General features: G+C 65.1%; 21 protein-coding genes. 5 read left to right on the top strand and 16 right to left on the bottom strand.

The window, feature by feature from the left end; all coding sequences use genetic code 11:
- Positions 1–8: 8 nt before the first annotated feature.
- The 4 genes from JQ627_RS23365 to JQ627_RS23350 form a co-directional block, all read right to left on the bottom strand.
- The gene (locus JQ627_RS23365; protein WP_212486453.1) at positions 9–761 is read right to left on the bottom strand and encodes a protein-L-isoaspartate(D-aspartate) O-methyltransferase; all 753 of its coding nucleotides are present in this window, start codon (positions 759–761) and stop codon (positions 9–11) included.
- An 85-nt stretch (positions 762–846) separates the two neighbouring features.
- Positions 847–1,332: an adenosine-specific kinase gene (locus JQ627_RS23360; RefSeq protein ID WP_212486452.1), complete on the bottom strand. Its 486-nt coding sequence runs from the start codon at positions 1,330–1,332 to the stop codon at positions 847–849.
- A 163-nt stretch (positions 1,333–1,495) separates the two neighbouring features.
- Complete coding sequence (locus JQ627_RS23355) at positions 1,496–1,843, bottom strand: hypothetical protein (protein WP_212486451.1); 348 nt, start codon at positions 1,841–1,843, stop codon at positions 1,496–1,498.
- A 119-nt stretch (positions 1,844–1,962) separates the two neighbouring features.
- A complete protein-coding gene (locus JQ627_RS23350) occupies positions 1,963–3,495 on the bottom strand; it encodes an acyl-CoA carboxylase subunit beta (RefSeq protein ID WP_212486450.1) in 1,533 nt (510 codons plus the stop codon).
- Between the two features lie 149 nt (positions 3,496–3,644).
- Between JQ627_RS23350 and JQ627_RS23345 the strand changes: the two genes are divergently transcribed.
- The 3 genes from JQ627_RS23345 to JQ627_RS23335 all read left to right on the top strand — a co-directional run bounded on the left by JQ627_RS23345 (position 3,645) and on the right by JQ627_RS23335 (position 5,928).
- The gene (locus JQ627_RS23345) at positions 3,645–4,049 is read left to right on the top strand and encodes a DUF4260 domain-containing protein (RefSeq protein WP_212486449.1); all 405 of its coding nucleotides are present in this window, start codon (positions 3,645–3,647) and stop codon (positions 4,047–4,049) included.
- Between the two features lie 165 nt (positions 4,050–4,214).
- Complete coding sequence (locus JQ627_RS23340) at positions 4,215–4,811, top strand: hypothetical protein (RefSeq protein ID WP_212486448.1); 597 nt, start codon at positions 4,215–4,217, stop codon at positions 4,809–4,811.
- A gap of 124 nt (positions 4,812–4,935) precedes the next feature.
- Positions 4,936–5,928: a dienelactone hydrolase family protein gene (locus JQ627_RS23335; RefSeq protein WP_212486447.1), complete on the top strand. Its 993-nt coding sequence runs from the start codon at positions 4,936–4,938 to the stop codon at positions 5,926–5,928.
- A 155-nt stretch (positions 5,929–6,083) separates the two neighbouring features.
- On the opposite strand, the gene JQ627_RS23330 is transcribed toward JQ627_RS23335, so the two are convergent.
- The 9 genes from JQ627_RS23330 to JQ627_RS23290 form a co-directional block, all read right to left on the bottom strand.
- Positions 6,084–6,740, bottom strand: coding sequence for a carboxymuconolactone decarboxylase family protein (locus JQ627_RS23330; RefSeq protein ID WP_212486446.1), 657 nt, complete (start codon positions 6,738–6,740; stop codon positions 6,084–6,086).
- A 63-nt stretch (positions 6,741–6,803) separates the two neighbouring features.
- Entirely contained in the window at positions 6,804–7,622 is an 819-nt protein-coding gene (blaOXA, locus tag JQ627_RS23325; protein WP_212486445.1) for a class D beta-lactamase, read from the bottom strand.
- A gap of 74 nt (positions 7,623–7,696) precedes the next feature.
- Entirely contained in the window at positions 7,697–7,960 is a 264-nt protein-coding gene (locus JQ627_RS23320; protein WP_212486444.1) for an EscU/YscU/HrcU family type III secretion system export apparatus switch protein, read from the bottom strand.
- Positions 7,957–9,570 carry a flagellar hook-length control protein FliK gene (locus JQ627_RS23315; protein ID WP_212486443.1) on the bottom strand — a complete coding sequence of 538 codons (1,614 nt, stop codon included), beginning with the start codon at positions 9,568–9,570 and terminating at the stop codon, positions 7,957–7,959. The genes JQ627_RS23320 and JQ627_RS23315 overlap by 4 nt, the downstream gene beginning before the upstream one ends.
- A gap of 59 nt (positions 9,571–9,629) precedes the next feature.
- Positions 9,630–10,424 (bottom strand): ATP12 family chaperone protein, encoded by a 795-nt coding sequence (locus tag JQ627_RS23310; RefSeq protein ID WP_212486442.1) that lies wholly within the window; start codon positions 10,422–10,424, stop codon positions 9,630–9,632.
- 141 nt (positions 10,425–10,565) lie between these two features.
- Positions 10,566–10,865, bottom strand: coding sequence for a hypothetical protein (locus tag JQ627_RS23305; protein ID WP_212486441.1), 300 nt, complete (start codon positions 10,863–10,865; stop codon positions 10,566–10,568).
- Between the two features lie 40 nt (positions 10,866–10,905).
- The gene (locus tag JQ627_RS23300; RefSeq protein WP_212486440.1) at positions 10,906–12,120 is read right to left on the bottom strand and encodes an RluA family pseudouridine synthase; all 1,215 of its coding nucleotides are present in this window, start codon (positions 12,118–12,120) and stop codon (positions 10,906–10,908) included.
- A 57-nt stretch (positions 12,121–12,177) separates the two neighbouring features.
- On the bottom strand, positions 12,178–13,509 hold the full coding sequence (locus JQ627_RS23295; RefSeq protein ID WP_212486439.1) for a replication-associated recombination protein A: 1,332 nt from the start codon (positions 13,507–13,509) through the stop codon (positions 12,178–12,180).
- A complete protein-coding gene (locus JQ627_RS23290) occupies positions 13,506–14,912 on the bottom strand; it encodes a DegQ family serine endoprotease (RefSeq protein WP_212486438.1) in 1,407 nt (468 codons plus the stop codon). The genes JQ627_RS23295 and JQ627_RS23290 overlap by 4 nt, the downstream gene beginning before the upstream one ends.
- Before the next feature lie 312 nt (positions 14,913–15,224).
- Between JQ627_RS23290 and JQ627_RS23285 the strand changes: the two genes are divergently transcribed.
- Positions 15,225–16,856 (top strand): OprO/OprP family phosphate-selective porin, encoded by a 1,632-nt coding sequence (locus JQ627_RS23285; protein WP_212486437.1) that lies wholly within the window; start codon positions 15,225–15,227, stop codon positions 16,854–16,856.
- A gap of 39 nt (positions 16,857–16,895) precedes the next feature.
- Here JQ627_RS23285 and JQ627_RS23280 read toward each other — a convergent pair whose 3' ends face one another.
- On the bottom strand, positions 16,896–17,270 hold the full coding sequence (locus JQ627_RS23280; protein WP_212486436.1) for a helix-turn-helix domain-containing protein: 375 nt from the start codon (positions 17,268–17,270) through the stop codon (positions 16,896–16,898).
- A 133-nt stretch (positions 17,271–17,403) separates the two neighbouring features.
- On the opposite strand from JQ627_RS23280, the gene JQ627_RS23275 reads away from it, so the two are divergent.
- Positions 17,404–18,417: a zinc-binding alcohol dehydrogenase family protein gene (locus tag JQ627_RS23275; RefSeq protein ID WP_212486435.1), complete on the top strand. Its 1,014-nt coding sequence runs from the start codon at positions 17,404–17,406 to the stop codon at positions 18,415–18,417.
- A 116-nt stretch (positions 18,418–18,533) separates the two neighbouring features.
- On the opposite strand, the gene hisC is transcribed toward JQ627_RS23275, so the two are convergent.
- On the bottom strand, positions 18,534–19,592 hold the full coding sequence (gene hisC / locus JQ627_RS23270) for a histidinol-phosphate transaminase (protein WP_212486434.1): 1,059 nt from the start codon (positions 19,590–19,592) through the stop codon (positions 18,534–18,536).
- 166 nt (positions 19,593–19,758) lie between these two features.
- The gene (locus JQ627_RS23265) at positions 19,759–20,547 is read right to left on the bottom strand and encodes an SDR family NAD(P)-dependent oxidoreductase (RefSeq protein ID WP_212486433.1); all 789 of its coding nucleotides are present in this window, start codon (positions 20,545–20,547) and stop codon (positions 19,759–19,761) included.
- Positions 20,548–20,596 lie beyond the last annotated feature (49 nt).

The raw sequence follows: 20,596 nt of genomic DNA, 5'->3' as shown, positions 1-20,596 counted from the left end.
CCCAGCTTCTAGTTTTGCGAACGCGTAAAGGGGACAAAACGCACGAGAGCGACGCCGCGCGTCGTCGTCTTGCTGGGCGCGATTTTTTCGACGACTGTGAGCTGCTGAGTGGTGTAAGCGGGTCCCACCGGCATGACGAGACGGCCGCCCACTTTGAGCTGCTCAGTCAGCGGCGGCGGTGGCTGCCCGAGCGCAGCAGTCACGACGATGGCGTCAAAAGGACCGCATTCGGGCCAGCCGTCGTAGCCGTCGCCAAGCCTGACGCTCACGTTGTCATACGCGAGGTCTCTCAGTCTTTTCGCGGCGGTCTCGGCCAATTGCGGGATGATCTCGATGCTGCAGACCTTTCGCGCGAGCTGCGCAAGGATGGCGGCCTGGTAGCCCGAACCGGTACCGACTTCGAGCACAACGTGATCGGGCGCGACCTCGGCCAACTGGGTCATCAAGGCCACAATGTACGGCTGCGATATGGTCTGGCCGAGGCCGATCGGTATCGGTCTATCGGCGTATCCGATAGAGCAAGATTGCTCAGGGATGAACAGGTGGCGTTTCGTTTGCGCCATGGCCTCAAGGACCCTCTCCGACAGACCTTGCTGTCCCAAAACCCTGACTGCGGGCCGGGCGTAGGCCCGGATGGTCTCGACCATGGCGGCGCGCTCGCGGACGCATTGTGTGTCCTGTGCGGTCGCTTCCCGCGCGACGACAGCCATGGCAAGCACGAGCAGGACAACCATGGCAAACACGAGCAGCAAGGCCTTCATGATCGTGCGCTCTCCAAGACGTACACAATTCACGTCGACCGCTGAGCGTAACGAATGGATTCGGCCAATCACCGGAATCCAGCCGCTACAGCTTGTAGCCGATCTTTCGCAGCAGGTCTTTCCGCCACGCAATGTCCTCGTCGGTTTCGACACCCAGTGGTGAGGCGCCATCCACCACCCCGAGCACCCCACGGCCCTGCTCCGTTTGCGCGACGATCACTTGTGTGGGGTTGGCCGTCGCGCAGTAGATGCGGCAGACCTCCGGCGCCGCGCGCACCGCAGCCAGCACGTTGACTGGAAAGAATCCGTCGCCCAGGAAGATCAGGAATGTATGGCCGGCGCCGATGGCCATTGCGTTGTCGCGTGCAAGCGCGATCGCGGCTTCGTCGTTCCCCGACCAGCGCACCAGCCGCTTGCCGGAGGCCTCGCAGAAGGCCAGCCCGAAGCGGATGCCCGGAACCGCGCCAACCAGCGCCTCATGGAGGTCTTCCACAGTCTTGATGAAATGCGATTGGCCGAAGATGAAGTTGGTTGCGTCCGGCTTGACGATCGGCACCACGGTGAGTTCCATGGCTGCGCTCCTTCAAGGTCCCAACGCCGTTCATGGTAGGCCACCAGAAGGCAATTGCAAGCGGTCAAAGACATCCGATTTCGCGCCGGAAGCCGCTGGCAACGAAGCAAGGGAAGCCGGGCGAAGCTGGGGCAGTGAACAGAGGTGCCGAACGGCCGGCGCGTCACATCAACTTCATCGGCGCATCGGCGACCACGCGAAGGTCGATCGTGCCGATCAACGCTGCACGACGCGCCTCCGCAGCGCTGATGGCGTCGTCCGTCTGTCGCAACGTACTGACGTTCGATCCGAGCGACACGATTCCGCCCAGCACCAGCGCGATCGATCCGAGCGCCGCAGTCACACCTGCTCCGAACAGGCCGAGGATCGTGATCAGCAGCAGCGCACCACCGCCGCCGATGGCGATCTTGGACGCCAGAATGTATTTCCGGCATCGCTCGGCGATCTCGGCAAGCCGCTCGATCCGGTCTTCGATCTGTGAAATCTCGTCGGTCGGATCGTCTTCGGTCATCGGATTTTGATCGAGGATGCCAAGTCAGAAACGAAACCAGTAGCCCGCGTGAGTGCAGCGACGTGCGGGACTTGGATAAGAACCCGGATTTCGCTACGCTCCATCCGGGCTACGAGGCCTCACAACGGCAAATTGTCGTGCTTCTTCGCCGGCGTTTCCACCTTCTTGTCCTTCAGCATCGACAGCGCCCGCGCGATCCGCTTGCGGGTCGAGTGCGGCATGATCACGTCGTCGATGTAGCCGCGCTCCGCTGCAATGAAGGGCGACAGGAAGCGGTCTTCATATTCCTTCGTTCTCGCCGCGATCTTGTCGGGGTCGCCGATATCGCTGCGGAAGATGATCTCGACCGCGCCCTTGGCACCCATCACCGCGATCTGGGCGGTCGGCCAGGCGTAGTTCATGTCGGCGCCGATCTCCTTGGAGGCCATGACGTCGAAGGCGCCGCCATAGGCCTTGCGGGTGATGATGGTGACCAGCGGCACGGTGCACTGCGAGTAGGCGAACAGCAGTTTGGCGCCGTGCTTGATCAGGCCGCCATATTCCTGCGCGGTGCCCGGCAGGAAGCCCGGCACGTCCACGAAGGTGACGATCGGGATGTTGAAGGCATCGCAGAAACGGACGAAGCGCGCGGCCTTGCGCGAGGCATCGCTGTCGAGCACGCCCGCCAGCACCATCGGCTGGTTGGCGACGAAGCCGACGGTGCGGCCCGCGATGCGGCCGAAGCCCGTGACGATGTTCTTCGCAAACATGTCGGCGATCTCGAAAAAATCGCCCTCGTCCACGACCTTCAGGATCAGCTCCTTCATGTCGTAGGGCTTGTTCGGATTGTCGGGGATCAGCGTGTCGAGCGACATGTCGACCCGGCCGATGTCGTCAAAGCTCGGCCATTCCGGTACGCCGTCGGTGTTGTTGGACGGCAGGAAATCGATCAGGCGACGCATCTGGAGCAGCGTCTCGACGTCGTTCTCGAAGGCGCCGTCCGCGATCGAGGAGCGCGTGGCATGCACCGAGGCGCCGCCGAGCTCTTCCGCGGTCACGACCTCGTTGGTGACGGTCTTCACCACGTCGGGGCCGGTGACGAACATGTAGCTGGTGTTCTTCACCATGAAGATGAAGTCGGTCATCGCCGGCGAATAGACGTCGCCGCCGGCGCAGGGGCCCATGATGACGGAGATCTGCGGGATCACGCCCGAGGCGAGCACGTTGCGGCGGAACACGTAGGAATAGCCGGCGAGCGCCGCGACGCCCTCCTGGATGCGGGCGCCGCCCGCGTCATAGAGGCCGATGATGGGCGACCGCGCCTTCATCGCCATGTCCTGGAGCTTTGTGATCTTCAGCGCGTGGGTCTCGGACAGCGAGCCGCCGAACACCGTGAAATCCTTGGCGAACACAAACGTCTTGCGGCCGTTGACGGTGCCCCAGCCGGTGACGACGCCGTCGCCCGGCACCTTGGTCTTCTCCATGCCGAACTCGGTGGAGCGGTGCTCGACGAACATGTCGAACTCCTCGAACGATCCCTTGTCGAGCAGGAGCTCGATGCGCTCGCGCGCGGTCAGCTTGCCGCGGGCGTGCTGCGCCTCGATGCGCTTCTCCCCGCCGCCGAGCTTTGCGCCGGCGCGACGATCTTCAAGGGCGTCCAGGATATTCTTCATTTGCTCCCGCCAGTTCTTAGCCTAAATGCGATTGCCGGGGGTTCTAACACGGCATTTTGCGGGCCGGGAAGCGGCTTTCGGTGTCGCAGGGCTGCCCTGCCGCAGCGGGAAAGCGCAAGGAATTACAAAGTATTGCCTGGGAGACGACGATGGATGAGGTAACGGCCGAGACGGGCGCGGCGACCGGCGGCGTCAAGATCCTGCTGCGGCTGGAGGGCCTGACCCTGTTCGCAGGGATGGTGATGCTCTACGCGTCTTGGGACGGCTCGTGGCTGGTGTTCGCCCTGCTCTTCTTCGTCCCCGATCTGAGCTTCCTGGCGTACCTTGCCGACGCCAAATTCGGGGCGCTGGTCTATAATGCCGCCCACAGCTACATGGCGCCGGTGACGCTGCTGACGCTGGGCTTCGGCTTCGCCTCGCCCCTCACGCTGTCCATCGCCTTGATCTGGCTCGCCCATATCGGCATCGACCGGGCGCTGGGTTATGGCCTGAAATATTCCGCCGGGTTCGGCTTCACCCATCTGGGGCGGATCGGCCGCCAAAGCGGCGCCTGACCGCGGGTGCTTTGGCGGTGGGATTAAGGCCAGTTTGTCGGCCCTCGCCCGTTGACCGGGCCGGCCGATTCAGGCTTGCTCGTGGCTCAGCGATCAGGCGCCGAATGTTGCGTGAGCCCAGTCGGTACGGCGGCGGTCATCATTTCCGGCTGTAAGCATCACCTCATGTCCGCGACGGTCGTTCCCCTGCCGCCGACCTCATCGTCCGAAACCGTCGACTTCCTGCGGCGCATGGCCAGCATGGTGTCGGGGCGGAACGGCGAGATGCTGCTGCGCGCAGCAAGCCTGATCGAATCGCTGAGCCAGCGCGCGATGTCGGCCGAGCGGCTGTTTCACGAGGCGCAGGAGGAGAGCAAGCGTCGTGCCGCGCGGCACGAGGCCGCCGAGCTCGCCTCCGATGCCATGATCGGACAGATCGAGACGCTGCGGACGCAGCTCACTGAAGTGACCACGGCAGCCACGGCGGAGCGCATCGCGTTCAACGCCGAACGGACGAAGCTGTTGCTCCTGATGCAGGATGCGGAAAGCCATATCGGCAAGCTGACAACCGAGCTCGAGACGCTTCGCGCCTCCGTCGACAGTTTTAACGACACCGTGGTCTCCGTGCCGATCGAAGCGCTGCGGCTCGCACGCACTCAGTTCGACTACCTCTCGAAGGGCTTTGCCGGCAGAGGCGATGTCGTCTCGCAGGCGATGAGCGAGATCGGCGGCTTTGCGATCGACCAGGCGCTGACGCCGAAGAAGACGGCCGACAAGGCTTGAGGTCGTCGAGGTCGTGGATGGCCGGGACAAGCCCGGCCATGACGCCGAAGTCGATAGCCGCGCGGCAAATTGACAGCACACGGGCGGGTTGTTCTACTCCCTCAAAATCATAAGGGAGGATCCGATGCCGACGGCATTCCGCGTCACTGCCACGCTCATCGCGCTCGGCGTTTCAATTGCGCTCGCCAACGCGCAATCCCTGCCCAAGGAAGTCGCCACCCGCGCCGAGATCTACCCGATCCCCTCGCTCACCCTCTCCGACCAGCAATTCCTCAGCGGCGATGCGGCCGCCGGCAGGCCGGTGACGGTCGCGGGCGAATTCCGCGTGGCCCAAGGCACCGGCAAACTTCCCGTCGTGGTGCTGATGCACGGCTCGAGCGGCGTCGGCGCGACCACCGAGGCCTGGGTGCACGCCTTCAACGCCATGGGCATCTCGACCTTCGTGATCGACGGTTTCACCGGCCGCGGGCTGACGGTGGTCGGGCCGAACCAGGCCCTGCTCGGCCGGCTCAACCTGATCATCGACGTCTACCGCTCGCTGGAGATTCTTGCGAAGCATCCCCGCGTCGATCCTGACCGCATCGTGCTGATGGGCTTTTCGCGCGGCGGACAGGCCACGCTCTATGCGAGCCTCGATCGCTTCAACAAGCTCTGGAACAAGTCCGGCATCCAGTTCGCCGCTTACATCCCGTTCTATCCGGATTGCTCGACGACCTACGTTGGCGATGCCGAGGTCGCCGCGCGCCCGATCCGGATCTTCCACGGCACGCCCGACGACTACAATCCCGTGAAGAGCTGCAAGGCTTTCGTCGAACGGCTCAAGACGGCCGGGCGCGACGTGGTGCTGACCGAATACCCCGACAGCGCGCACGGCTTCGACGGCGGCCTGCTCGGCGTCAGCACCGTCGCGGTGTCGGCCAACGCGCAGACCGTGCGCAACTGCCGCATCAAGGAAGGCGACGGCGGCGTGCTGATGAACGGCGATACGAACGCGCCCTTCACCTACAAGGATGCCTGCGTCGAGCTGAACCCGCATGTCGGCGGCAATCCCACGACGGCCGCGGAGTCGCGCAAGGCGGTGGTGGAGTTCTTGCAGGCGCTGTTCAAGCTGGGGTGAGAATGCCTGCTCCGTACGTGCTGTCGTAGGGTGGGCAAAGCGAAGCGTGCCCACGATACGTCCATGGTTTCAGAAAGATGGTGGGCACGGCGCTGCGCGCCTTTGCCCACCCTACGGTATCGCAGTTTGTCGCGAGCTTCTCGCAATGAAGAGTCCTACGGCTCGCCCGGCTTGAACGGCTCCTGCTTGTCCGGCGGCACCGTCTCCTCGGCCATCGCCAGCAGCATCGCGACCATCACGTAATTGCCAGACACCGCGGTGAGATCGACGATCTGCTGATCGTTGAACACCTTCTTCGCCCGCGCGTAGGTCTCGTCGGAAACTTTCTTGGTCGTGGTGATCTCGGTGACGAAGTCGTAGACCACGGCCTCGTCCTCGGCCATCTTCGACGGCCGCTTGTTGGTCTTCAGCTCCGCGATGATATCCGCCGACAGGCCCGCCTTGGCCGCCAGCGGCGCGTGCGCGAACCATTCCACCTGCGAGCGCCACTGCCGCCCGATGATCAGGATCGCGAACTCGTTGAGCTTGGTCGGGACCGAGGTTTCCCAGCGCAGATAGTAGAACAGATCGAACAGGCGCTGGCCGAGCACCGGGCTGCGGATCATCGGATTGTAGGGCCCGCCGATGCCGACGCTCGACACCTTCATGATCTGCTCGCCGAGCGGCTTCTGCCGGGCGTCGAGCTGGTCCATGGTCAGCTGCGGAAAGCGCGGCTCCTTGCTGGTGGCGGGTGCCGCAAACATCGTGGCTGCGAGCCAGCCGCCGGCGGCGGCCAACGCGAGCGACGGCAGCCAGAGTGGCGTTGATTTCATTTTATCCTCCCGACCTTTTCTTTTATTTGGTCGGAAGGATGCTAGCAGGTTCGTACGCGCCAGCTAGATCGCGCCGATCTCGGCAAGGCAGGCTTGCGTCAGCGGCATGCGCTCGCCGACGAGACGCGGCTCCTTGCAATCCATGTTGAGTGCGAACACGGTGTGCGCCTCGCCCTTCTCGGCCCAGCCGACCATCCAGCCCAGCGACGGCTCGCCGCGCTCGGCCCCTAACAGCCCGGACTTGGCGCGGATGACGCTGTCGCCCACCTTGGTCACCGGAAGAATGTCAGCAACGAGATCCTGGCTGCGCTTGCTGATCGGCAGCGCGCGGCGGCGCAGCCGGTCGACGAAATCAATCTGCTCAACCGGGTCGATGCGCAAATTGCCGGTGAGCCAGAACTGGTCGATGCCGCCGCCGATATCGCGATTGCCGTAGTCGAACATGTCGACATACTTTTGCATCCGCTCTTGCCCGATCCGGCGCGCGATCTCCTGATAGACCGGCACAGCGCTGACCGCGATGGCGCTGCGCATCGTGTGGTCCTTGTTCCAGGCCTCGATCGGCCGCTTCACGCCGTCCCAGGGGAATACGTCCTTGTCGGGGTCGGCGACGACGCCGGTCTCCAGCGCAATCAGCGAGTTCGGAATCTTGAAGGTCGAGGCCGGCAGCTTCGCTTCGCCCGAACGCTCCTTGTCGCTGGCGACGATCAGATAGTCCTCGACCTTGTAGCCGACGAAGGTGCCTGCCGTGCCGAGGTCGGTGAAACGCCTAGCGAGGCTGTCGCGAATCTCGTTGCGCGGCGGCGCAACGTGGGCGAGCGCACGTGACGGCATGGTGGCGGCTGCGGCGAGAAGGCCAAGGGTGGAACGGCGGGTGAGCAAGGGCGGTGTCCGTCAAACGATGACAATGGCCGCGACCATGCAGCCGATATCGTGGTGAAACGATGACAGCGCGCTCAGCGTCCCCGGCCCGACAGCCGCAGCACGAACACCAGCACTTCCGCGACGGCCTTGTAGAGGTCGGGCGGGATCTCCTCGCCGAGCTCGACCTTGGAGAGCGCGCCGGCCAGAATCTCGTTCTCCTCGATCGGGATGTCATTGGCCTTGGCGATCTCGACGATTCTTTCGCCGATCGTGCCCTTGCCCTTGGCGACAACGACGGGCGCGTTGCTGCCCTTCTCGTAATGCAGCGCGATCGCGAGCTTGGTCTCGTCGCTCATGTGGCGCGATCCAGGAAGTGGCCGGCGCGGGCCGGTGCGGGCTGCGGCGGCGTGCCGTCGCGCACCAGGATGTCGCCGGGTTTGAGCTCGGCCCGCGTCAGCGCCTGATTGAGCTCACCGATCCCGGCGCGGAGCTGCTGCGCGGTCGCCGGCCGCTCCGCCCACATCCGCACGAAAGTCTTGTCGCCGTTGAGCGTGACCAACGCATGCACGGGACCGGCCGGCTCGACATTGAGCGTGAAGCGCGCACGCCAGGCGCGCTTGGCGGGATCGGCGGATTCGTTGCCGCCATCGCGCGAGATCTCGAACTGCGCCATCGCGGTGCCCTGCGGCGTTGCAAAGGGAATCTCGAAATTCCATTGCGGCACGGTCGGGTCGATGCGGTGACCGCTGGTGTCGACACGATCGGGAAGCGAGGCGACCTGCAATAATGTCTGCCGTGCAATCGCAGCGTCGGTGTCGTCGAGCAGGCGATGCACGGTCGCAGTCAGCGGCGTATCCGGCGCGAGCGATGGCGAGGCGATCGCCTGCGGCACCGGCAGCGCGCCACGGAACGGCGGTGGCGTCGCGCGCGCGGCGGCCTCGAAGAGGTGGCCATCCGGCACGGCCTTGTTCGAACCCGGCACATTGCCGGTCAGGCGCGGCAGGTTTTGCGTGACCTCCTGCAGCAGGCTCGCGGCAAGGCCGGCGGACATGGTCCTCGGCATCGCGGCCTGCGGAGCGTTGCCGGCGATGTCGGCGAGCACAGCGGCCGCAAGATTGGCGTTCCGCGGCATCTGTGGCGATTGGGCGATCTCGGGTCCGGTTGGCGACGCGGCCTGCACGGCCTCACCTGCTACCTGAGCCGGCACGGCGGCGACCTGCGGTGTCCCCGCCGTAGCGCCGGCGGGAATCGCGGTGCCCTGTGGAGCGGCGGTCTCGATCGTGGCCAGCGTCTGGCGCAGCACCAGCAGCGCGGCCTTCAAATCCGGCATCGTGCCGGAGGTCGGCGTCGCGCCCGAGGCCAGCGAAGCTTCAAGAAACAGGCCGGACTTCTGGAAGGCGGATTCGATATCGCCGCCATCGAGCCCGGTGTTGAGCGGCGTCTGCTGCGCCAGCACGTCCAGCACCGCCTGCTTCAGTCCCGCCGGCAGATCGCTGCCGGTCACGACGGAGGCCAGATTGGCGAACAGCGGCGCCTGGCTGCCCTGCTTGGTCACGGCATCGGATGAAGCCATCGTGACGGCGATCTGCTCCGATGGCGTCAGGGTATTGCGCGCCGCCGTCGCGGACGGCGCCAGCGGCGGGCTGTCCACGAGCGAGGCCGCGCGCGGCGTCAGCGTGATCTGATCGGCGGTCGCCTCGCCTGCCCCGGTCATGACGGCGAGCCGGATGGTGCCGTCGTTCTGCGACACCGCAAGCTGGAGATTTTGCCCTGGTGTCAGCGACACCTCAGACATCACATCCATCGACAGATTGGCGATCGCGATCCGCACCAGATTGTCGGCCATCACGCTGACGACCCTTGCGTCCACGATGCTGCCGGCCTGGAGCACAAGATCGGGCGTCGCCGCATCAGCCACAGGGCTGGCAGCACTGACGGGAACGATCGAGCTTATCGGCGTCGGCATCTGAAGGGGGCCCGGGGAACGCTAGCTCCCACCTTAAGGCCGCCCTCGTAAACCTCTCGTTAAGGACCTTTGGCCACCTGCGGCTTCACGGCTGCCAGAACCGTCACGGCAGCCTCGAAGTCCCTCAGGCGTGCGGCCCGACGTGCAGCGGCCTCCTCGTCCACGCCCCATTTCTCGGCGTTCCAGTCCTCGTCGACATGGGCGGCAGCCCAGACCTGGCCGGCATCGCACACGCCATGGGCTAGCGCCAGCGCCAGCAGCGCCGAGCCGGTCAGGGTCGTGACCACGTGGAGCGCCGCGACCGACCAGGCATCCTCGGGCAGAGCCGCGCGGGCGGCCTGAACCGCCTCCTCCGGCTGCTTCACATGCATGATGCCCTCGGACAGGATGAAATGCGCGCCCAGCGTCTGCGCAGCCCAGAACAGCACGGGGTCCCAATGCGCGGCCTCGCGGGCAACCAGCCCTTCGGGGTGGCCGGCGCGATAGAACAGCAGGTCAGTCTCGAAGTATTTTGCGAGGTCGTCGGCTACGAGCTCGACGCGATCGACGACACCCTCGACGACGCTGTTCGCGATCCGCGTCAGCGGCATGGTCACGGGATCGATCGTCTCGCCCTGAGCCGCCCATTCCGCGGCCACCGCATCGGCCAGCGTGCGCGAGGGGATCACCACCTGGCGGCTGGAGGGCGTGCGGATCGGCCTGCCGTCCAGCGTGATGGCGAAGCCGCCCTCGGCCTCGGCGGCGCCCGCCTCCTTGTAGAAGCGCTTGCGCTGCGGCGTACGCGTGGACTGGCGCACCGCCTCCTGCGGATCGAGCGGGGACCGCCCCGCAACCTCATCGAACAATTCGCGCATCTTGAGTCTTCGGGCTCCGCGGCTGAATGCTAGGGTTTAAGATAAGACGGGCGGCCGATAAAGCGGGCATGAGGGAACTTGCGGCCGTCTTCCGCACCCCGGTGGCGGGGGATAGAGGCGCACGAGCAGGTCCAAATCCCGCTAGTTCGCGCAACTGCGCGCATAGGTGCCGCGATCGGCGGGGCCCAGCCCTGCGGCTGCGGCATCATCGAGACACTTCAAGACGCGGTCGCTGAATGAATTGCGCGGGAGCGGCTGATAGTTGTAGTTCGGCGGCGCGTCGAACTGCGGGATCTTCGGCACCTCGATCTTTGGCGGCGGTGGCGGTGAAGGCGGCGGCAGATTGAACCGCGAGGCGCCCGGCAGCACATACTGCGCCTGGGCGCCCTGCCCCGCGAGCAGCGCCATCGCAACCACGAAGAGGATCGAGATCCGTTTCATGGAGTATGATGTTGTGCTTCTGCGTCTCCGTTCAACCTGACTATTCTTCAGGCGCGTTCTCGATTGGATCAAACCGGCTTGCGTCGAGCCCGAGCAGGTTCCACGACTGCTGCATATGCTGCGGCAGTGGCGCGGTGGCGTCGATCACGCCGCCGCGGGGATGCGGGATGACGATGCGGCGCGCGAGCAGATGCAGCCGGTTTTGCAGCCCGCCCGGCAGCTGCCAGTTCTCGATGTTGAAATATTTGGGATCGCCAACGATGGGGTGGCCGATATGCTCCATGTGGGCCCGCAGCTGGTGGGTGCGGCCCGTCACGGGCTTGAGCGACACCCAGGTCAGCTTGTTGCCGGCGGTCTCGACCACCGCATAGTAGGTCACCGCGTGGCTGGCACCGTCGTCGCCATGCTGGGCGATGCGCATGATGGTGTCGTCCTCGCTCTCTTCTTTCGCAAGGAAGGTCGAGATGCGCCCCTGCTTCGGCTTTGGCAGCCCCGGCACCAGCGCCCAGTACGTTTTTCGCGCCGACCGCGAGCGGAAGGCACCGGTCAGATGCGAAGCCGCAAAGCGCGTCTTGGCGATCAGCAGACAGCCCGACGTCTCCCGGTCGATGCGGTGCACGAGGCGCGGCTTCTGGCCCTTGGAATCGCGCATCACCTCCAGCATCTGGTCGATGTGCCGCGTCATGCCCGAGCCACCCTGCACGGCGAGGCCGGCCGGCTTGTTCAGGACGAGGACGTCGTCGTCCTCGTAGATCGTCATCTCCTTCAGCGCGGCGAGCGTCTTTTGCGCGGCCTCCGAGAGCTCGCCGACGGCCTTTGGCGTGTCGAGCTTCAGCGGCGGAATGCGGACGCTCTGCCCCACTTCCAGCCGGTCCTTGCTGTCGACGCGCTTGCCGTCGACACGCAGCTCGCCTTTGCGGACGACGCGCTGGATGTGGGAGAACGACAGGCCGGGAAAACGCGCTTCGAGGAAACGGTCGACGCGCATGTTGTTCTCGTCGGCCGTCACCTTGACGGTCTGTACCTTGGTTGGCAGCAGCGCCTCGACGGGCTTTTCCGGCGTAGGCCTTTCCTGTGCAACCTTGGGCGGACGCCGCTCGGCGCGCTCAGCGGCAAAGCGCGGCGGCTTGACGCCGGGCTTGCCGGCCGGCCGCGGCCCAGCTGACTTCGCGCCGCGTGCCTTGAACGGACGCGCGTCATCGCGCTCGTCACGCGAACGGGGCTTTGGGTTCATTCTTTTGATGCGGCGGCTCATGGTTGCCTGCCTAGCCCAAAAGAGCCCTTTCGTCACGACGAAATGGCGGTTTTGGCTTCAGCCGCCCCGCTCCTTACGCAACTTGGCCCAGTAATCCAGCCGCTTGCGGATCTCGCGCTCGAAACCGCGCTCGGGCGGGTCGTAGAAGGTCTGGCGGCCCAGGGCTTCCGGAAAGTAGTCCTGGCCGGAGAAGGCGTCGGGAGCGTCGTGGTCGTATTCGTAGGCCGCGCCGTAGCCCTCCGACTTCATCAGCTTGGTCGGGGAATTGAGGATGTGTTTTGGCGGCAGCAGCGAGCCAGCCTGCTTGGCGACCTGCATCGCCGTTCCGAAGGCCGTATAGACCGCGTTCGATTTCGGTGCGGTGGCGAGATAGACGACGGCCTGCGCGATGGCGAGCTCGCCCTCGGGATGGCCGAGGAAGTCGAAGGCGTCCTTGGCGGCATTGGCGATGACCAGCGCCTGCGGATCGGCGAGGCCGATGTCCTCGACCGCCATGCGTACGACGCGGCGGGCCAGGAACAGCGGGTCCTCGCCGGCATCGAGCATACGCGCGAGATAATACAGCGCGGCATCGGGATCGGAGCCCCGCACCGACTTATGCAGCGCCGAGATCAGGTTGTAGTGGCCGTCGGCCGACTTGTCGTAGATCGGCGCGCGGCGTTGCAGGATCTCCTGCAACTGCGCGGCGTTGAAAATCTCGTCCGCCCGCGCCGAACGCCAGACCTCTTCGACGAGCGTCAGCGAGGCCCGACCGTCACCGTCGGCCATCCGCACCAGCACCGCCCGCGCCTCCGCATCGAGCGGCAGCTTGCGGCCTTCGACCTCCTCGGCATGCGCGAACAGCTTTTCGATCGCGGCCGCATCGAGCGAGCGAAACACCAGCACGCGCGCGCGGGACAGAAGCGCCGCGTTGAGCTCGAAGGACGGGTTCTCGGTGGTGGCACCAACCATCACGACGGTGCCATCCTCCATGACGGGCAGAAACGAATCCTGCTGCGCGCGATTGAAGCGATGCACCTCGTCGACGAACAGCAGCGTGCCCTTGCCCATCTCGCGGCGGGCGCGCGCGGCGTCGAACGCTTTCTTGAGATCTGCGACGCCGGAGAACACCGCGGAGATCTGCTCGAAATGCAGATCCGTCGCATCGGCCAGCAGCCGCGCCACCGTGGTCTTGCCGGTGCCGGGCGGGCCCCAGAACACCAGTGATCCCAGCGTGCGCGTCTCCAGCATGCGCGTCAGCGCGCCGTCGGGACCGAGGATGTGGTCCTGGCCTACGACCTCCGACAGCGCGCGCGGGCGCAGCCGGTCCGGCAGCGGATGCGGAGCCTCGTGATCGAGCCCCGCCGCGGCAAAGAGAGTTGGCGTCTCCTGTGGTCGCTTCGGACTCATCCGCCCAGCGTGACGTTGATCTGCTGGCCGCCGCGCACCAACGTGATGCGCCAGATCCGTGGGCGCTCGCCTGCGGCCTTTTCGAGGTCGCCGGTCTTGCTGATCTTCTGGTTGTTGACGGCCAGAATGATGTCGCCCTTCTGGAAGCCGACACTCGCGGCCGCGCTGTCGCCGCCGAGATCGGTCACGACGACGCCTTCAGTGTCGGCGTCCAGATGCAGCTCGTCGGCGACCGCCGGCGTGATGGTCGAGATCTTCGCGCCCTGGAACGGCGAGCGCGCGGTAATGACGAGCTCGTTGCGGCCGGAGTCGGGCGCGGTCTCGAGCGCGATCGTGACCTTGAGCGGCTTGCCGCCGCGCTGCACGTCGATCTGCGCCGTGCCGCCGAGCGGACGCGTCGCGAACCGGTAGTCGAAAGCGTTGGGATCATCCACGGTCTGGCCGTCGATCCCGGTGATGAGATCGGAGGATTTCAGGCCGGCCTTGGCCGCGGGGCCGCTCGAGATCACGCTTGCGACCAGCGCACCGGTCGGCGAGCGCAAGCCGAGGCTCTCGGCGATCTCGGGCGTCACCGCCTGCAATTTGGCGCCAAGCCAGGGACGCTTCACCGCCTTGCCGCCGCTCTTGGCGGAGGTGACGACGACGCGCACCATGTTGGCGGGGATCGCAAAGCCGATGCCCTGCGAGCCGCCGGAGCGCGAATAGATCGCAGTGTTGATGCCGGCGAGCTTGCCGCTCATGTCGACCAGCGCGCCGCCGGAATTGCCGGGATTGATCGCCGCATCGGTCTGGATGAAAAACTGGTAGTCGGTGATGCCAACCTGCGTGCGCGCGAGCGCCGAGATGATGCCGTGCGTCACGGTCTGGCCGACGCCGAAGGGGTTGCCGATCGCCATCACGACGTCACCGACCAGCAACTCGTCGGAATTGGTGAAGTCGAGCGTCGGGAACTTCTCCTTGGTGTCCTTCAGGCGCAGCACCGCGAGATCGGTGCGCGGATCCTTCAGCAGGATCTCGGCCTCGAACTCCCGCTTGTCCGACAGCGACACTTTCACCTGGTCCGCACCCTCGATGACATGGACGTTGGTGACGACGAGGCCGGAAGCATCGACGATGACACCGGAGCCGAGCGAGCGCTGCATCTGCTCGGGCTGCTGGCCCGGCACGCCGAAGAAGCGGCGGAACATCGGGTCGTCAAGCAGTGGGTTGCGGTTCTGCACCATCTTGGCGGCGTAGACGTTGACGACGGCCGGCTGCACACGCTGCACGATCGGCGCATAGGACAGCCGCAGTTCGGCGGGCGAAGACGGGACACGGCGGTCCTGCGCGGCGGCCGGATTGAAGTGGGCTGAAAACGCTATGCACAATGCCGTGATGACGGCGGTCCGGGTCGATCGAAACATTCCTACCTCTCGGAAAAGACGCCGGAATATAGGCGCGATCGCCCGCCAATAGAAGGGCGCCGGGCGGCAATATTCGGCCCCTTCCCGGTGTGTCCCAAATGCAAGCCGGACGTACGAAATGGCAAATGGCAGGGTGCAATGGATTGGCATGATGCGCGTCATCCAGCATTCTACCCGGTGGCGGATTCGGTTGCGGCGAATTGGCATCAGTGGGAACCGTGCAACCGGGCGCAGCGTCGCGGGGCAGTCATCGATCGCTCTTAAGCTCTCCCGTTACGACTTGGGGAAGTTCGTCAAACGATGGAGTCAGACGTGAGCAGGACAAGAATTGCAGCCACGGCGATTGGTCTCGCCGGCGCGCTGGCGGCCTCGCAGGCCCAGGCCCAAACGGCAAGCAGCAGCGAGCAGGAGATCGCGCTGCTGAAGCAGCAGTTGAAGATGCTGGAGCAGAAGCTCGACAAGCTCCAGAGCCAGACCGCCGCGAACACGGCGGCCACTGCGAAGGCCAAAGCCGAAGCAAAGGCTGAAGCGAAGGCCGAGGCGCGTTCGGAGGCGAAAGCCGTCGTCGCCAATGCCAACGCGGCGATCCCGCTCAAGGGACCGGTGGCTCCGTCCGGCGTCGTCGTCACGATGCCGAACAACCGTCCGACCATCTGCACTGCGGACGAGCAGAACTGTGTCGCTATCACGAGCCGCGTGCACTGGGATGTCGGCGGGTATAATTATCGTCCGAACACGGCAGCGACGACGCCGCAACAGCTCGACAGCGGCGAAAACGTTCGCCGCGCGCGTATCGGCGTCGTCGGTAAGTTCTTCGGCGACTGGAATTACTCCCTGATCTACGACTTCGGCGGCACGTCCGACGGTTTTGGCGGCACCGGCGCCGCGGGTGGCACCGCGGTGGGCTTCCTGCCGGGCGGCGGGACATCGGGCATCGAAAATGCGTATCTGAGCTACACCGGTCTCAAACCGTTCGGCGGCAAGTTGGCGATCGAGGCCGGCATCATGGATGTGCCCTGGACTCTCGACGAAGCCACTAGCTCCAACGACATCATGTTCATGGAACGCGCCTCGTCTGGCCTCATCGCGCAGAACATCGCAGCCGGCGACTTCCGCTCGGCGATCGGCACCCGCTGGTGGACTGACCAGCTCTGGATCGGCGCCTATGTCACCGGACCGACCACAGGCCAGATCCACTCTGCTTCCAGCGTCTCTCCGCCAGGCACCAGCGAGCAATATGGCGCGGTCGTCCGTGTCGCCGGCAACCCGATCAGTGGCAACGGCTATTCCGTCCATATCGGCGCCGATGCGGAATGGCTGATCCAGCCGCCGCGAAATCTGCTGACGCAGGCGCAAACGCTCACGCTGAGCGACCGGCCCGAGCTGCGGATCGATCCGACGACATTGATCTCGACGGGCGCGATCGCCAACGTATCAGGCGCACAGGTCTACGGCGTCGAGGCGGCCGCGACCTATGGCTCGTTCATCGCGCAAGGCGAATACTACTGGTTCAATGTCGACCGCAGCGCGAATACCGGTCTGCCGCCGTTCGGCGCGCAGAGCCTGAAATTCGACGGCGGCTACGCGCAGGTCGGCTACGTGCTGACCGGCGAGAGTCGCGCCTACAATCCGGCGAACGCCTCCTACGGCGGCGTCAAGCCGGCGAATCCGTTCTCACTCACCGGCGGCGGTTGGGGCGCCTGGGAAATCGCGGGACGCGTGAGCACGATGAACCTGAACGATCAGCTTGCGACCGCGGCCGGCATCGCGGGTGGACGGCAGACCATCTACACCGCCGCGCTGAACTGGTACGTCAACAACAACGTCCGCTTCATGCTCGACTATCTGCACGGCGACATCTCCAAGCAGGCCAGCGCTACCTCCGCGGTGAACACGGGCTCGTCGTTCAATGCAGTGGCAATGCGCACGCAGGTCGCTTTCTAAAACTGTCCCGTCCGGGAGCGGCATGCCGCTCCCGGATATCTACGCCGCGCGCTTCTTCTTCACGACCACCGGCGGCGGGGCGCAGGACAGCCGCTGCTGGTGGCTCTCGCCCCAGGCCTTCAAAATGTCGATCACCGGCCGCAGGCTCTCGCCAAGCTCGGAGAGGCAATATTCCACGCGCGGCGGCACCTCGGCGTAGACCTTGCGGATGACGAGCTCGTCTTCCTCCAGCGCACGAAGCTGCTTTGTCAGCATGCGCTGGGTGATGCCGGGCATCCGGCGGCGCAGTTCGCCGAAGCGCTGGGTGCCGTCCTGCAGGTGGTAGAGGATCACGCCCTTCCACTTGCCGTCGATCAGGTCCAGCGTCGCCTCGACCGAGCAGCCGGGACGCCTGGTAAAATCTCGCCGTTTCATGCGTGCTTTCCCAATAGTATCCAAACAGGGACTATATCCCCGAATTTACAGTACTTGCCAAATCGGGGCCAGCGGGACAGTTAGCAGGCCGGGCGCACATCACAAGCTGCGCGCCATCTGATGGAGACAAGCCATGAAGGCCGTCGGCTACAAGAAATCGCTTCCGATCGAGGATCAGGACGCGCTGATCGATTTCGAGACCGCAAAACCGGAGCCCAAGGGGCGCGACATCCGCGTCGCCGTGAAGGCGATCTCGGCCAATCCGGTCGATTACAAGGTGCGCAAGCGCGCCGCTCCGCCTGAGGGCGAGACCAAGATCCTCGGCTATGACGCGGCCGGCGTGGTCGATGCCGTCGGGCCCGACGTCACGCCGTTCAAGCCGGGCGACGAGGTGTTTTACGCAGGCTCGATCCTGCGCCAGGGCACCAATGCCGAATTCCATCTGGTCGACGAGCGCATCGTCGGCAACAAGCCGAAGAGCCTGTCGTTCGCGCAGGCCGCAGCCCTCCCCCTCACCTCCATCACCGCCTGGGAATTGCTGTTCGACCGGCTCGGCGCGGTGCCGGGCAAGAGCGTCGATCCGCGCACGCTCCTGATCACGGGCGGCGCCGGCGGCGTCGGCTCCATCCTGATCCAGCTCGCGCGCCGCCTCACCGGCCTCACGGTGCTCGCCACTGCGACGCGGCCGGAGTCACAAAAGTGGTGCCTCGATCTCGGCGCGCATGCGGTGATCGACCACGGCAAGCCGATGAAGGAGCAGATCGAGAGGTTGAGGCTGCCGCCGGTCGCGCTGGTGGCGAGCCTTACCTTCACCGACCAGCACTACAAGGCGATCGCCGAGCTCATGGCCCCACAGGGCCGGTTCGGGCTGATCGACGATCCCCCGGAATTCACCATGAGCACCTTCAAGGGCAAAGCGATCTCGGTGCACTGGGAATCGATGTTCACCCGCTCCTCGTTCCAGACACCGGACATGATCGCGCAGCATCACCTGCTCAACGACGTCGCCGACCTCATCGACAAGGGTGTCTTGCGCACCACGCTCGACCAGACCTTTGGCACCATCAACGCAGCCAACCTCAAGCGCGCGCATGCGCTGCTCGAGAGCGGCAAATCGCGCGGGAAGATCGTGCTGGAGGGGTGGTAGTTCACGCTCGGTGCGTAGCGTAGGCAAAGGCGCACTTGCGCCGCGCCCACCGACTTCGCAACACTCAATCAAAGTGGTGGGCACGCTTTCACTTTGCCCACCCTATGATTTCGCGGTCAACTCAATATCCGCGACAGGGCCGACAACAGCCGGTCGGTCTGCTCGTCCGTGCCGACGGTGATCCGCAAATAGTCCGAGATGCGCGGCGCCGTAAAGTGCCGGACGATCACCGCCTGCTGGCGCAGCGCCGCCGCAAGCGCGGCCCCCTCATGCGCAGGATGGCGCGCGAAGACGAAGTTGGCCCGGGACGGCAACACCTCGAAACCAGCGCTCTTCAGTCCACGGGTCAGCCGCTCCCTGCCCTCGATCACGCGAACGCGGCTCTGCTGGAAATAGGCTTCGTCCTCCAGCGAGGCGATGGCGCCGGCCTGGGCCGGCCGACCGAGCGGATAGGAATTGAAGCTGTCCTTCACACGGGTGAGCGCATCGATCAGATCGGCGTCGCCGATCGCGTATCCGATCCGCAACCCGGCCAGAGCGCGGGACTTGGACATGGTCTGGACGACCAGAAGATTGCGATGGGAGGCAACCAGCGGGATCGCAGTTTCTGCGCCGAAATCGACATAGGCCTCGTCGATGACCACCGGCACGTCCGGGTGCTCCTCCAGGAGCGCAACGATCTCGCGGCGAGACAGCGCGATCCCCGTCGGCGCGTTCGGATTTGGCACGATAAGCGCACCGGCCGGCCGCCGATAATCGGCAATGCGGATCTGCATCGACTGATCGAGCGGCACGGTCTCGTAGGCGATGCCGAACAGGCGGCAATAGACCGGGTAGAAACTGTAGGTGATATCGGGAAAGAGCAGCGGTGCATCGTGCTTCAGCAGAGCCGCAAAGGCATGAGCCAGCACTTCGTCCGAGCCGTTGCCGACGAACACCTGTTCGGGCTGCACCCGGTGATAGGTTGCCAGGGCGACCCGCAGCGCGGTGGCCTGCGGGTCCGGATAAAGGCGCAGCGTATCGACCGCCTCGCCCCGGATCGCCTCCAGCGCGCGCGGAGACGGACCAAGCGGGTTTTCATTGGTGTTCAGCTTGACCAGTTCCGCGATGCGGGGCTGTTCGCCCGGCACGTAGGGCTTCAGATCATGCGTCAAGCTGCTCCAGAAACGACTCATTGCCCTGTCCAAACCCCGTCGATTCAAGCCGGCGCTAAGCTGCCTCGACGAATCCAAGCTTCGTAGGGTGGGCGAAGGCGCGTTTGCGCCGTGCCCACCATCTTCTCAATACACGCAAATCAAGGTGGTGGGCACGCTTCGCTTTGCCCACCCTGCGATACCTCGCCTAGGCGATCGTGTTGACGATGCCGCCTTCCGCGCGCAGGGCCGCACCATTGGTCGCGGACGCTTCCTTCGACGCGACATAGACCACCATGTTGGCGATCTCGTCGACGCTGGCGAAGCGTTGGATCAGCGAGCTCGGGCGATGCTGCTTGACGAAGTTGGCCGCGGCCTCATCGACCGACTGACCGTTTTGCCTGGCGAGATCCTTCACGAAGGTCTCGACGCCTTCCGACATGGTCGGACCCGGCAGCACGGAATTCACGGTGACGCCGGTGCCGCGGGTGAGCTGCGCGAGGCCCCGCGCAACCGAGAGCTGGGCCGTCTTGCTCATGCCGTAGTGGATCATCTCGACGGGAATGTTGAGGCCGGACTCCGATGAGATGAAGACAATGCGGCCCCAGTTGCGCTTGAGCATGCCCTTCAGATAGGCGCGCGACAGCCGCACGCCGCTCATCACATTGACCTCGAAGAAGCGGCTCCAGTCCTCGTCCGGGATCTCGAAGAAGTCCTTCGGCTCGAAGATTCCGGCATTGTTGATGAGAATGTCGACTTCCGGCAGCGCCGCCACAAGCGCCTTGCAGCCCGCTGCTGTCGAGACGTCGGCGGCGATGCCGCGCACCTTGGCGCCCGCCCCTTCCAGCTTGCGCACGGCGGCATCGACCTTGTCCTGGCCGCGACCGTTGATCACGACGCTCGCGCCCGAGCCGGCAAGGCCCTTGGCAATGGCGTGGCCGATGCCGGCGGTCGAGCCGGTCACGAGTGCGGTCTTTCCGGAAAGGTCGATGTTCATGCGTCGTCTCCATTGAGGTTGGCGGAAATATCGTGCGCTGCAAACGCGG

The organism is Bradyrhizobium liaoningense (genome assembly GCF_018130785.1).
In the GTDB taxonomy this organism is placed as follows: Bacteria; Pseudomonadota; Alphaproteobacteria; order Rhizobiales; family Xanthobacteraceae; genus Bradyrhizobium; species Bradyrhizobium liaoningense_A.
Note: the sequence above shows the minus strand (reverse complement) of the source record. Positions and strands in the feature narration are given on the sequence as shown.